At 38.1% G+C, this 12,556-nt stretch carries 17 protein-coding genes and 3 pseudogenes; 4 read left to right on the top strand and 16 right to left on the bottom strand.

Annotated elements, in window-relative coordinates:
• Positions 1-49: 49 nt before the first annotated feature.
• A pseudogene (locus IV36_RS10280) lies at positions 50-259 on the top strand (NUDIX hydrolase); the annotation flags it as partial.
• A 117-nt stretch (positions 260-376) separates the two neighbouring features.
• On the opposite strand, the gene IV36_RS10275 reads toward IV36_RS10280, so the two are convergent.
• The 13 genes and pseudogenes from IV36_RS10275 to IV36_RS10220 form a co-directional block, all read right to left on the bottom strand.
• The gene (locus IV36_RS10275; RefSeq protein ID WP_056992267.1) at positions 377-1,018 is read right to left on the bottom strand and encodes an SDR family oxidoreductase; all 642 of its coding nucleotides are present in this window, start codon (positions 1,016-1,018) and stop codon (positions 377-379) included.
• 238 nt (positions 1,019-1,256) lie between these two features.
• Positions 1,257-1,805: pseudogene (locus tag IV36_RS10270) on the bottom strand (metal ABC transporter solute-binding protein, Zn/Mn family); the annotation flags it as partial.
• Positions 1,806-1,935: 130 nt separating this feature from the next.
• A complete protein-coding gene (locus tag IV36_RS10265) occupies positions 1,936-2,148 on the bottom strand; it encodes a hypothetical protein (protein WP_056992265.1) in 213 nt (70 codons plus the stop codon).
• Between the two features lie 435 nt (positions 2,149-2,583).
• Complete coding sequence (locus IV36_RS10260; protein ID WP_003572050.1) at positions 2,584-3,339, bottom strand: ABC transporter permease; 756 nt, start codon at positions 3,337-3,339, stop codon at positions 2,584-2,586.
• Positions 3,336-3,986 carry an ABC transporter ATP-binding protein gene (locus IV36_RS10255; protein WP_010580588.1) on the bottom strand — a complete coding sequence of 217 codons (651 nt, stop codon included), beginning with the start codon at positions 3,984-3,986 and terminating at the stop codon, positions 3,336-3,338. The genes IV36_RS10260 and IV36_RS10255 overlap by 4 nt, the downstream gene beginning before the upstream one ends.
• 44 nt (positions 3,987-4,030) lie before the next feature.
• A complete protein-coding gene (locus IV36_RS10250) occupies positions 4,031-4,273 on the bottom strand; it encodes a transposase (protein WP_010580587.1) in 243 nt (80 codons plus the stop codon).
• Positions 4,274-4,325: 52 nt separating this feature from the next.
• Positions 4,326-4,496, bottom strand: coding sequence for a hypothetical protein (locus tag IV36_RS12300; RefSeq protein ID WP_169790705.1), 171 nt, complete (start codon positions 4,494-4,496; stop codon positions 4,326-4,328).
• A 156-nt stretch (positions 4,497-4,652) separates the two neighbouring features.
• The gene (locus IV36_RS10245; protein WP_010580584.1) at positions 4,653-4,919 is read right to left on the bottom strand and encodes a Txe/YoeB family addiction module toxin; all 267 of its coding nucleotides are present in this window, start codon (positions 4,917-4,919) and stop codon (positions 4,653-4,655) included.
• Positions 4,916-5,179 (bottom strand): type II toxin-antitoxin system Phd/YefM family antitoxin, encoded by a 264-nt coding sequence (locus IV36_RS10240; RefSeq protein ID WP_010580585.1) that lies wholly within the window; start codon positions 5,177-5,179, stop codon positions 4,916-4,918. Before IV36_RS10240 ends, IV36_RS10245 begins: the two co-directional genes overlap by 4 nt.
• A gap of 193 nt (positions 5,180-5,372) precedes the next feature.
• Positions 5,373-5,675, bottom strand: a pseudogene (locus IV36_RS10235) (type II toxin-antitoxin system YafQ family toxin).
• Positions 5,665-5,943, bottom strand: a complete 279-nt coding sequence (locus tag IV36_RS10230; protein WP_003688401.1) for a plasmid mobilization protein — start codon at positions 5,941-5,943, stop codon at positions 5,665-5,667. The pseudogene IV36_RS10235 and the gene IV36_RS10230 overlap by 11 nt, the downstream one beginning before the upstream one ends.
• Before the next feature lie 114 nt (positions 5,944-6,057).
• Complete coding sequence (locus tag IV36_RS10225; RefSeq protein ID WP_056992263.1) at positions 6,058-6,342, bottom strand: helix-turn-helix domain-containing protein; 285 nt, start codon at positions 6,340-6,342, stop codon at positions 6,058-6,060.
• A complete protein-coding gene (locus IV36_RS10220) occupies positions 6,339-6,689 on the bottom strand; it encodes a type II toxin-antitoxin system RelE/ParE family toxin (protein WP_056992261.1) in 351 nt (116 codons plus the stop codon). Before IV36_RS10220 ends, IV36_RS10225 begins: the two co-directional genes overlap by 4 nt.
• Before the next feature lie 132 nt (positions 6,690-6,821).
• Here IV36_RS10220 and IV36_RS10215 point away from each other — a divergent pair, with 132 nt between their 5' ends.
• The 3 genes from IV36_RS10215 to IV36_RS10205 all read left to right on the top strand — a co-directional run bounded on the left by IV36_RS10215 (position 6,822) and on the right by IV36_RS10205 (position 9,182).
• Positions 6,822-7,409, top strand: coding sequence for a site-specific integrase (locus IV36_RS10215; protein WP_056992258.1), 588 nt, complete (start codon positions 6,822-6,824; stop codon positions 7,407-7,409).
• 343 nt (positions 7,410-7,752) lie between these two features.
• Positions 7,753-8,286: a helix-turn-helix domain-containing protein gene (locus IV36_RS10210; protein ID WP_002331365.1), complete on the top strand. Its 534-nt coding sequence runs from the start codon at positions 7,753-7,755 to the stop codon at positions 8,284-8,286.
• Positions 8,214-9,182: an IS3 family transposase gene (locus tag IV36_RS10205; RefSeq protein ID WP_315971705.1), complete on the top strand. Its 969-nt coding sequence runs from the start codon at positions 8,214-8,216 to the stop codon at positions 9,180-9,182. Before IV36_RS10210 ends, IV36_RS10205 begins: the two co-directional genes overlap by 73 nt.
• Before the next feature lie 120 nt (positions 9,183-9,302).
• Here IV36_RS10205 and IV36_RS10200 read toward each other — a convergent pair whose 3' ends face one another.
• The 3 genes from IV36_RS10200 to IV36_RS11955 all read right to left on the bottom strand — a co-directional run.
• Positions 9,303-10,268, bottom strand: coding sequence for an AEC family transporter (locus IV36_RS10200; protein ID WP_003691075.1), 966 nt, complete (start codon positions 10,266-10,268; stop codon positions 9,303-9,305).
• A 34-nt stretch (positions 10,269-10,302) separates the two neighbouring features.
• Positions 10,303-11,925 carry a malolactic enzyme gene (locus IV36_RS10195; RefSeq protein ID WP_056992256.1) on the bottom strand — a complete coding sequence of 541 codons (1,623 nt, stop codon included), beginning with the start codon at positions 11,923-11,925 and terminating at the stop codon, positions 10,303-10,305.
• A 225-nt stretch (positions 11,926-12,150) separates the two neighbouring features.
• A partial coding sequence (locus tag IV36_RS11955; protein WP_156648663.1) for an IS30 family transposase occupies positions 12,151-12,556 on the bottom strand: 406 nt, incomplete at its 5' end.

The following is a 12,556-nucleotide window of genomic DNA, read 5'->3' as shown; positions in this document are numbered from 1 at the left end:
CTTGCGTACGCTCGATAATCATATCACGCTCCATCTCCGCAACCGATAGCAAAGTTCGCAAGATGTGTACAAAATGTTCATTGCTTGTCTACCGGAGAATCGTGCGTTAAAAAGCGGGATCGAAACTGCAAAGGTTCAACTTTTTACGCGAGAACAAGCGCTTCAGGTGCCCTTATCGCTACAACGCAATTTGCCGGCCGACATTGAGATGGCATTTGACGCACATACGGCTAGTCACTGGATGACAAAGTTTGATTGAGTTTAAAAAGATAATACTTTGATAGCCAAGTAAAGGGCATGGCAACAGAAAAGAGTTTATTTCCCAGTGATGAACACGGAAATAAACTCTTTTTGATTTGGCCGATGACTGGTTACTTTAATAGAAGGAAGGCTTATCGCCTTGGGTGTTAGGTTGGTCAACGCCAAGTGAAGCACCGATGTGTTTGCTTGGATCGTTAATCAGCTTGACGACGAAGTCAGCGATGCTGCGCCGAGAGACTTCTGTGCCCTTAAATGGCTCGCCTTTTTCCGTTAATTCATAACTGACAATGTTTTTATTGGAAAGCCAAGCTGGCCGAATGATCGTATATTTTAAGTCAGAATTTTCAATGACTTTGGCGGCTACGGCGTAGGTTTCAAGATAACCACCATCAAGCATTTGATGATTCCACTTGCCAAAAGCGCCGGGGACTTCATCGTAAATTCCCAACGTCGAAATCCAAATCAATCGACTCACACCTGCAGCATCCATCGCTTTCACGACGGATTTTGCCTGATCTTCAATTCCCTTGTTGCCAAGGTTGGCATAGACAACGTCAATGCCAGCAAGCGCCTTGGTCAACTTGGCGGTGTCGGTGACATCCCCGTCAATCACCGTCTCCCGTTGCGGATTGACGTCTTGCAGCCGCCCGGCATTGCGTAGAAACAAACTCAGGTGATGATCGGTTTCTTTCAGCAACTGATGCCGCGCTAACGTTGCAATTTGCCCGTGTGCGCCTAAGATCATGATATTTGCCATTTGAATCTTCCTTTCTTGTTCCCAATACAGTTTTATTGTAACACCGGTATTTGTGGGCGGAACGATCAAAAAAGCCCGCGAAGAAATTCGCGGGCTTCCTTCTGGTCAAGTGCTGTCCGGTGTTGTTGGCCCGGGCATATGGTTTATCTTGTCATCAAAGCAATTAACGAAACTTCGACAGAGGGTGAGCTTTGCCGAAACATTGGGGAATGATAAACCCCTGTGACCAGAAGTGATGCTATTTTGCGCTGTTCGTTGCTTGATCCTGAATTTTTTCAAGTTGCTGGTATTGGCTGGTCATCCAAGTCCGATAGTTTTTGCCTTTAGGTAATGTCTCGGTCACTTTCAAAACCGGCACATTATTTTGTTCAGCTAATTTGACGAGTTGATTGACAGTCTTTGAGCTTGCTTGGATGTTATTGACAAAGAAGGCAATTTTCTTTTCCTTAATATCGGTTTCGATACCATGGATATCTTTTGCGCTGTAGTCTGTGCCGTCTTCGGTTGACTTCGAGAAGTGATCGTCATTGACTTTGTAGCCCAGATAATCGAGCGCGTACCCAAAGACAGGTTCGGAGACATCAACGAGTTGGCCATTTACTTTCGACTTCAACTTGTTGATCAAAGTATTGAGATCGTCCAGTGAAGCGATGTATTTTTTTGCATTCGCCTTGAAGGTCGCTTTGTCGGCTGGATCTTTCTTGGCAAACTTATCAGCTAAGGTATTGGCCAGTTTTGGCATGGTTCGCGGATCGTACCAGATATGTTCGTTGTCTCCTTCCTTTTTAATCTTAACAAGAATTTAGCGGCTATGTTCGTTTTTAAGGGCCTTATTTCTCGTTTCTAGCGGTTTTAAGACTGTTTATATAATTTATACCAAAGGAAAAATAAAAAGCCCTCAGCAGGCTCTTAGAGGGCTAAATGACGAAACCTGGACGATTAATAATATCTTCTTGTCTTTTTTGCAAAATATAAGTGTATAAGGAATCATACAAATTCTTTTTAATCTCGTCAGGTTCATTGACAGAAGCTTCAAGCAATTCTTGAATATCAATTTGCCAAGGATCAGCAAGCATTTCATCAATTGGTTTTAATACTTTCTTTTCGTCAATCTTAATGACTCCTAACATCAAAATAATGCTTTCAGTTTAAATTCACAGATCTTACAACACCGTTATTCAAAATTTGTTACCAAGCTTATAAAAATTCTCTGCACAAAGCAATTAAAAAATTTTGGCTTAAAACAGCGTAATCTGCAACACTTTTTAAATATTTAAAACATAACAATCTTAGTTAGGTGCAAACATAAATTGAATTAAAAATACAGTCAATTCAACAACGGCAAAAACTGATTTCATGGTTATCAGCAGACCGAGTAAAACGAGGTCAATGCGCAGTTATACCCTTGACGCTTGTCAAGGGTAGATTTAATCCCCATTTTGATGGGGTTTATTTGTATTAGAAGGCTAACGCCAACTATCAAAAACCTAGAGTTAAATCTTAAGATTAATCAATCACATTACGAAGGATCCAATGACTATAAGCAAGACGAGCACCGGGAGTTATTACTTCAACTGTTTTTGTTCATTATAGAAATTACGGTAAGCTAAATAGCACGCAATGATTGACCCCAAACTAGTCGCTGATAAGAGCATGAACGTGACCATAATTTGATACTTAATGGCCCGTACTGGATCGACCCCCGCAAAGATCAAACCGGACATCATCCCTGGCAGACTGACTAGACCCACAGTCTTTGCCGAATCAATGGTTGGTGACATCCCCGTACGAATCGCCTCACGCACGATGGCAATCGAAGCATCAAGTAGACCAGCCCCTAACGCCAACCGTTCAAGCACACCTTGCCGCTGGTCATGAAACTGACTATTGAGGCTGCGATAAGCCAGCCCAATTGCGACCATTGAATTCGACGCAATCATACCAGAAATGGGAATCATTTGCGATGGCACAAACTTAATCGCACCAGATAGCACGAGGACGCCGAGTGTTACCCCCGTACTAACAAAAATGGCTAATAACGAAATGGCTAATGCATGGTCAATCCCCGGCCCCCGTTTTTTCGCATTCCAAGCCGCATTGAAGATAATGAAGCCCATCATCGCCAGCGTTAGCCACAAATTGTTGACTCGGAAAATATACTTTAGCAAGTAACCCACGATAAATAGTTGTACAACAGCCCGCACGACACCAATGACGATGTCCCTATCCAAGCCAAGTTTCTGCCACAAACTAATTCCTAACGCGACGAGCACTAACATTGCCGCCAAAAATAGCGACGTATTATTAACTGCTAAATTCATGCGTGTACCTCCAATCTGCCAGCAACCACTTTCGCTAATTGATCTGCCGCATCAATCTCTGTCGCGTCATGAGTAATCATGATCGTTGTCACGTGATCCTGCTCATTTAACTGTCGTAACCAGGCGTGCACGATTTGCTTATTATTTTCATCCAAACCAGCTGTCACCTCATCTAATAACAACACTTTTGGTAAGAATAAGATGTTGCGAATCAGCGCGACCCGCTGCCGTTCACCACCGGAAAGCTCGATAATCGGCTGATGCAGGGTTCGTTCGGACAGCCCAACATTATTTAACGCCGTTACCACTCGTTGCGTATCCATGACTTGCTTACGAATTTGGTACGGGAAAGCTAAGTTATCTGCCACCGTCTCACCAAATAACGTCGGTTGTTGGAAACAATATGAGACTTGCCGCCGATACATGATTGGGTCATAACTTTCAATCGGCTGCCCATCAAAAATCAAGGTCCCACTTGTTTTAGAAATCATGGCCGCAATGATCCGTAATAACGTACTTTTCCCACCACCGGATGGTCCCGTCAATGTAATATGAGCCCCAGCTGGAATCTGCCAATCAACATCATGTAAAATATGTTGATCAGCGATTTGATAATTAACTTTTTCTAAACTAATCAATGAATTCATATGCCATCCCCGATTACTAATTTATAATCATTATAATCTGACTGTTAGGCTATGCGTGATAAAATTTCGTTTTCTTCCTCCAAAATAGCGAGGCGCTTCTCTAGTTGCTTGACGTCTTTTAACGTCTTTGACTGACCCTTGATCATGATTGGGGTAGCTTGTTTAACCCAAATAGCAATAGAATCTTTCGACGGAACAAATTCTTCTGCTAATGATTTAAGTGAACGGCCTTCTTGGTGAAGTTTAACCAATGAATCTTTGAAATCTTGTGAATAACGAATTGGCATAAAAATACTCCTATACTTTCATTTTACGGACTGAATAAAATAGTCCATTTTTTTAGTATAAGAGCATATCTGTTTGATGTATTAATACACGAACCTGTGTAGCCATTGGCAAAGCCATATGAATCATACCTGAGTCAAAGTGTTCCGTATAACTACGGAGGAGTTCTAATTGAACTTTTAATTTATCATTATTTTCCTTGATCGATCGTTTTTGTCTAGACATACGTTTTCTCCTATATAGGGAGTATTATATCATTTTATAAAGAAAACAACCCCCATTATCTAACCGGTAGATAATGGGGGCTGTTTTAATAGGTTTTCACAGGGGCGATTTGGAACTTATAGACCCTCAAATTTACTATTAGAGCAGATTTTTTAATTATTCGTAATGGCTCCATGCTGCATAAATATAGACCCTTTTTAATGCTTCATCTACACGATAAACTACCCGGTGTTGCGCATTTAGTCGTCTTGAATATAATCCGCGACTAGCTGGCTGTAACTTTTCAAATGATTGTGTCGGCTGGTAAGGATCCTCTTTTAGAATAGCGACTGTTTTTAAAAACTGCGTTTTTAGGTTCGATTTCTTTAATTTTTTCAGATCACTTTTAGCAGAATTCTTGATTTCAACTTGATAACTACTCATAGATTATCCCAGTCAAGGTCATCAACGTTAGTAAAACCACTATCATCATCTTCACGTTCACGGATTTTAGCCAATGTTCCGGTATTTTCCAAGTATAAGGTTTCAGTGATTGAATCCCAGTCTTTTTTAGAAATAATAATTGCTGCCTGGTCCTCGTCCCCATTAGCTGGCGTGATTGTAACCGGCTTTTTTTGCTGGTTAATATCTTTCAAAATCTGGTAAAGATTTTGTCGTGCTTTAGTTGGCGTATAGTTTTCCATTTCGCTCACCTCTATAGTAAATTATAACGTACGCCATCCACGTACGCAAGCGCTTATCCATATAAACAATATTTTAAGGGGGCATGTTCCAAATAGCCCCTCAAAAACATTGAAAGAATAACCCCTAATATCTATAATGTAGATATTAGGGGTTATTTATGCTTATTTCAAATAAAAAGACGCCCGAATTCAGCTATTGATTCAATATTTCATGAGACCCAGTGGCTACCAACAACAAAACTAATTCATTATGATCTAGCTGATAAATAACAATCCAGCTATCATAGTTTTTACCATAACTTCCATACCTAGCAGGGTGAAATTCACGATAGCCACGCCATTTACCCTTTTACGCATGATCTTTGATCCGTTTCAAAATAAGTGTATCTTGTTCCATAATTGCTTTTAAACAAGGTTTCAAGACAGTTATCGGAAAGTGCTTTTTCACTAATTTTTTTAATTCGCGTTCGAAAGACTTGGTCTGTTTAATTTGCATCTAACTTATCGATCCAATCATCAAAGTCGGCCAGTGAGCCAATGTTTTTCACCTGACCAGTTTCTGCTTCTTTTTTAGCAGTCAAAGCCTCTGGAGAATCTAAAAAGCTAATCAAACGAACTTCATTGTTAGCCGCCTTAACCAAGGATAAGCGAATATACTCAGAAACAGTTAATCCTTGTTTTGCTAAATTAGCTTTGGCTCGTTCACTAATATCGGGTGTTACACGAGTTGAAACTGTCTTATTTTTAATAATAGCATTACTCATAAGCTTCCTCCTTCTATGTTTACTATCGTATTACAATTATTGTATTGTGTTTTTATCATTACTGCAACTATTTAATTTTCAAATAGCCCCTCAAAAACATTGTTAAAATAAGCCCTAAATTGTGGGACTAAATTGAATTGTTAATCGTTGATTAGTTGCCTGAGCGATCTCAGATAATACTTTAGTCGAAGCATTCATTGATCCATTTTCAATTCTAGCAATGGTTGATTGTGGTTTACCAATTAGACTAGCAAATTCACGTTGACTCATACCCATATTTTCACGGAGATCACGAACTTTAATCGCTACCTCTAAGTTGATATTTTCCTGTTCAACGAACTTTGCAAAATCAGGATTATTTTTACTTCTTTCAGCAACATATTCATCAATTTTACTCATTGTTGATCCTCCTTGTTAAAATACTGGCTTCGTCGATTCCGAGCAATCTTCTTTTCACTCTCTGGTGTTTTTTGCGTTTTTTTAGTGAACGCATTGGTGATTAAGTACTGAGGCCCTTGTACTTGGAAATAGATAGCTCTCTGAATATTTGAAGCCCTCTTAGAGCGAATCTCATAGAGATTGTTTTCTAGTTTTTTAACCCATAATTGACGTTCTGCGATAATTAGACCGTTATTTTCAATATTTTGAATGGTCGCAATTAATTTGGCAGCGTCTTTATCAGGTAATTGATCCAAAAATTGTTTAAATTCATTCCAGTCATAATAGTCAAATTCTATTTTTTTCATATTTATATGATAGCTTATTCGCTATCAAAAGGCAAACATTTTATTTTGCAACTCCTTGGTACAAGCGGAAGTGTGAAATTCACACTTCCGCTTGTACCAAGGGATTACGTCTCCAACAACGAGGTGATTTATATGCAGCAAATTGTCCTGCCAATCAAAGATTCGAATGTACTTAAAGAGGTTCAAGATACGTTACTCAATAATTTCAAAGCTGGCCGGCGTAACTATACTATTTTTCAAGTTGGTAAAGCTACGCTACTAAGAGTCAGTGACGTTATGTGCTTAAAACAGGCCGACATTTTTAATCCGGACGGTTCTATCAAACAAAATGCATTTATTCACGACCGAAAAACTGGTAAACCTAATACCTTGTACCTTAAACCGGTTCAAACAGAGCTCTTATTGTATCGTCAATGGCTGCTTGATCATAAGCTAGAATCTGAATGGCTCTTTCCTTCTATTCAACACCCAGAACGTCATATTACAGAAAAACAATTTTACAAAATCATGAGTAAGGTTGGCAATCTGTTAGGAATTAATTATCTAGGTACTCATACCATGCGTAAAACCGGGGCTTATCGCGTTTACACGCAATCTAATTACAATATTGGCTTGGTCATGCACCTATTGAATCATTCTAGTGAAGCTATGACTTTAGCTTATTTGGGCTTAGACCAGGCCAGTACCGAAACTATGCTGGATCAAATTGATTTCGGTTAGTTTTCTTTGAGTTTTTAGTTGTTGCCGAAGGCAACTTCTGAGACAGATTTTAAGCGCAAACCCCCACTAAATTTTTGTGGGGTGTAAATGCGCATTGACCTAGTTTCACTTGGCCTGCTGATAACCACAAAATCAATTTCCGTCGTTGTTAAATTGAATGTATTTTTAATTCAATTTATGCTTGTACTTAACTAAGTTTGTTATGTTTTAAATACTTACAAAGTGCTGAGGAAAGGCACAATCCTATTTTATTCATTCGACTTCCAAAGCAAAAAGTCCACACCCAATAAAGTGCTCCATAATTGTTAGACAAGAAATCTAACAGTTATGGAGCACTTTTTCTATGGTCAAATATAGTTCAGAATTAAAAGCAGAAGTCGTTAGTGAATATCTTCAAGGTGACATTAGTATCAGTCTTCTTTCAAAGAAACGTAACTTGCCTCGAATACAAGTAGGTAGATGGATACAAAACTTTCGTTTGAGCGGCGCAGACGCTCTTAAACGAAGAAGAGTTAAACGAAGTTTCTCAGTTGAGTTTAAAGTTGATGTGATAAACTACTATCAAACTCATGATGAAACTTTAGCCGAAGTATCCGCAAAATTTGATGTTAATTCTTGTCAAATCAGTCTTTGGAGGACAGCCTTCAATCAGTATGGTATAGAAGCCTTGAAGCCTCATCCGAAAGGCAGAAAAACCAAAGTGAAACATAATAAAAAGAAATTACGTAAGTTAGTAAACAAGAACGAAATCGATCAACTTCGTGAAGAATTGACGAAAAAGAATCAAGAATTATATGATGCAAAATTGGAGAACGAAATCTTAAAAAAATCAATGACCCTGTTCGGAACCTCAAAGGACGAAAGAAAACACAAATAGTTGATCAGATCAGGGTCGAACAAGAGTCTCTTCCGAAATCTAACCGGTATAAAGTCGGCGATATTCTTAAGACCATTGGACTTAAGAAAGCGACTTATCATGATGAACGTAAACGTATCAAAAATTATGTAGATAAGTATGAAGATGTAAAAGTAGAGATACTAAAAATTGCCGAAAGCGGAAGATATCGCGGACGTCTAACCTACGGTTATCGTCGCGTTCAAGAAGAGCTCATTAAATTAGATATCCATCTATCAGACGCCGTAGTGCGTCGTTTGATGGATGAATTAAATGTTCAAGTAAGCCTTTATAACCGCCACAGAAATGGTAGATATTCATCTTATAAAGGTACAGTTGGAAAAGTGGCCCGTAACGTTCTACATCAGCATTTTAATGAAACCGTACCTTTCAAAGTATTACATACCGATGTTACACAAGTACGCTTGGCCGATACTAAGTGGGCTTACGTTTCAGCTATTACTGACGAAGCAAGCAAGGAAGTTTTAGCATTTCAAGTAAGTAATAGTCCTAACAGTAAACTAATTATGGATACACTCGATGAACTCACAGAAAATATTCCGGAAGGAATAAAACCAATAATTCATTCAGATCAAGGTTGGCATTATCAATTGAATTACTATACCGATAAACTCTCTGAAAAAAAATTTATACAAAGCATGTCTCGTAAGGGAAACTGTCTTGATAATGCGCCAATTGAAAGCTTCTTTCATCTTCTTAAAACAGAATGTCTTAATGGATTTCCACAGTGTAAAGATATTGGAGAATTCAAGGAAATCACAAAGAATTACGTCGATTGGTTTAACAATCGACGAATATCACAGAAAACAAAAGTCATGACTCCCTGCGAATACAGGGAACATGCCTTAGCAGTTTAAAAATATTCAATTTTGTCTAACTTTTGTGTTGCACTTTAAACCGCAGAATGTTTGACGACTTTTTTTATATTTTAGAGGAGGATCTGAATTTGTTTGAATGTGTGAATGTATTTAAATCAATTAAATCAAGTTAGCTACTTGCATTAAGATTGGCACAACAATTACGAACAAGACAGTTGATGTTGTAACAAGGTTAGTAGCGTAGTCAACATCACCATGTGATTGATCAACTAGAATAGGTAGGACAGCTAAACCAGGAGCAGCTGATTGAATGATGAATGAGTTTGATTCGATAGTTGGTAATGAAGTACCCATCATTGAACCACCAATAAGAATAATGCTAATCATGATTGCAGGAGCAACCACAAATCTACCTAATAGAGCTAGGATTGTATCACGGTCGAATCTGATTGATTTCAAACCTGCATCGGCTAAGATAATACCGATGTAGATCAATGACATTGGTGTAACGATACCACCGACCATGTCCAAAGTCTTGTTGATCCAGTCAGGAACTGGGATAGCAAGTAGTAAGAAAACAAGTGATACTAAGAAACCAACAAGTGGAGCAGGAAGTAATTTTTTCCAGTTAAAGTCTTTCTTAGCACCCTTTTCAACGGTTGGATCATCACTTGAGATGAAGAAGATACCAACAGCCCAAGTTGAAATTGTATTCATAACATAGTAGATAAGGAAGTAAGGTAAACTCTTAGTTCCAAATAAAGCCATGTTTAGAGGTAAACCGATAAAGATGGTATTAGCATTAACGAATATGTTAATGAAAGTACCACGACGGCCCTTTCTAATACGGAAGACCTTTGTTAAGATCCATGCAATGATGTAACCAATCGTGAAACTGGCGAAGGTAAAGATTAGTCCGCCGGACAAACTTGCTAATTTATCTCTGTTCAAATATTTAAGAACAGAGACGAAGATTGAAGCAGGTAAAGCAATTTTCATAATGATAAATGAAATATTGCCTTTAAATTCGTCGCCTAAACGTCCTGATCCTCTTAGCCAATACCCCAAAGCAATGACAAGAACGATTTCAGCAACACTTTCAAGTGAAGTGATAAATGCAGCCATGAATAAATTCCCCTTTATTTAACAAAAATTTTAATTAATATTTAGGTTCCCACTTAAGATCAGCAACTGCTTTTTTAGCGTCTGTAGCAGTTGTTAATTTTTCGTCAATAGCTTGTTGAGCAACACCATTGGCAACAGTCATACTGAACTTGTCTAGTTGTGAAACTGGAGGAAGAACAGCAGCACCAGGTTGTGTAGGATCAACGATACCACCCAATGAGTGAGCAGCTTTGTTGATCATGCCATCTGAAAGAATCTTAGCATTAACAGCCATAGAACCAAGACCAAGACCTGGGTAAACTAAAGCGTTATTTGCTTGACCGATATGATATGTAACACCATTGTATTCAACGGGTTCAACAGGAATACCAGTAGCAATAAGAGCCTTGCCATCAGTCCATTTCAAAAGGTCTTCAGCCTTAGCTTCAGCAAGCTTTGTAGGATTTGACAATGGGAAGATAATTGGACGTTCTGTATGAGCGGCCATTTCCTTGATAACAGCTTCTGTAAAGGTACCAGGTTGTGTTGAAGTACCAACAAGAATAGTAGGGTGAACAGCTTTAACAACAGCTTCTAAGTTTGTTAATTCATCAGCATTAGCAAATTCACTACGTTTTCTTGTAAATGGCTTTTGTTCTGGTGTTAAATCTTCAGTATCATCGAACAAAAGACCTTGTTTGTCGACTAGGTAGAAATGTTTTCTAGCTTCATCTTCAGAAAGTCCTTCTTCAACCATTGCATCGAAGATTCTCTTAGTAATACCAGCACCGGCAGTACCAGCACCAAATGATAGATAAACTTGATCTGTAAGTTTTTCCTTGGAAATATTCAAAGCACCAAGAATACCAGCAAGAGTAATAATACCTGTACCTTGAATGTCATCATTGAAGGTAAGAATATTATCTTTGTACTTATTTAAGATGTTAGCAGCATTGCTACGGCCAAAGTCTTCAAAGTGAAGATACATATCAGGGAATAAGTTTTCAGCAGTTTCAACAAATTTGTCAACGAAGTTGTAGTAATTGTCGCCAGTAACACGTTCGTGATGATTACCCATGTATAGATCATCAGCTAATAATTCTTTTCTGTTTGTACCTACATCAAGGACAACAGGAAGAACTGATTTAGGATCAACACCAGCAGCAGCTGTGTAAACCATTAATTTACCAACAGAGATGTCAACACCTTGAACACCCCAGTCACCAATACCAAGGATACCCTCACCATCAGTAACAACGATTAACTTGATATCGCGACCAGCAGATGCATTCTTCAATGATGCTTCAATATCATCTTGATCATCGATTGATAAGAAAGCGGCATTTTGTGGATCTAAGAAGAGGTGACTGTAGTTTTCAATTGTGTCAGCGATTGTTGGATCATAAACAACTGGCATAAATTCATTAACATGTTGACTGAATAACTTGTAGAATAAAGTAACATTTTCATTGAAAAGATCCATCAAATACATTCTCTTAGCCAAGAATGTATCCTTATTAGAATAGTTTTCATAAGCTTGTTCGACTTGTTGATCCAAAGTTTGCACGAATGGTGGCAACAAACCTTCGATGTGATTTTCTTTTCTTTCTTCCTTAGTAAAGGCAGTACCTTTATTTAAGAAGTGATTGTTTAATAGATCTAAACCCTCATATTTCATAAAATGATTCCTCCTAATTTAATTTTCTAACCATAATCACATTATAATAAAAAGTATGATTTGTTATATCAATATATATAAACATAATTTTCATATATTGAATTTATAGAAAATATTAACTTAGCATATTTTTTTTTATATATTGTTTTCTTAACTAACTTTTAAGGAGTATCATAGACATAATAAAAAATATAGTCAAATATATTAACTTGGTAGATTGCAAATTTAATCCGAATTTTTTGACAAATTGGTCAGCATGACCTGATAAGGTGTTTGCCGGTCAAGTATTTTAAGTGGTCTCTGATTAATTTCGAGTAAGGTGGTTTTCAAGCCTTGAGCACTAATGTGCTCAAAATAAGTCCCCTTAGGATAAAAATAGCGTAAGTTCCGATTAAATCGTTCATTACTGCCGCGCTCAGCTGGCGTATAAGCATGGCAGTAATAGGTCTTAATACCGTATTGTGCTTCAAGTGATACTAGACCGCTAAACTCAGTGCCACGGTCCACCGTAAAACTATGCACCGGGCCATTAAAAGTTGCTAGAAACTTATTTAGGGCTTCATTAACAGTCGCTGTCGTCCGGTTTTTTAATCGGTAGGCCCAAAGGAAACGTGATTTGCGATCGATTAAG

The sequence above is a fragment of the Liquorilactobacillus mali genome, from assembly GCF_001437155.1.
Taxonomy (GTDB): domain Bacteria; phylum Bacillota; class Bacilli; order Lactobacillales; family Lactobacillaceae; genus Liquorilactobacillus; species Liquorilactobacillus mali_A.
Note: the sequence above shows the minus strand (reverse complement) of the source record. Positions and strands in the feature narration are given on the sequence as shown.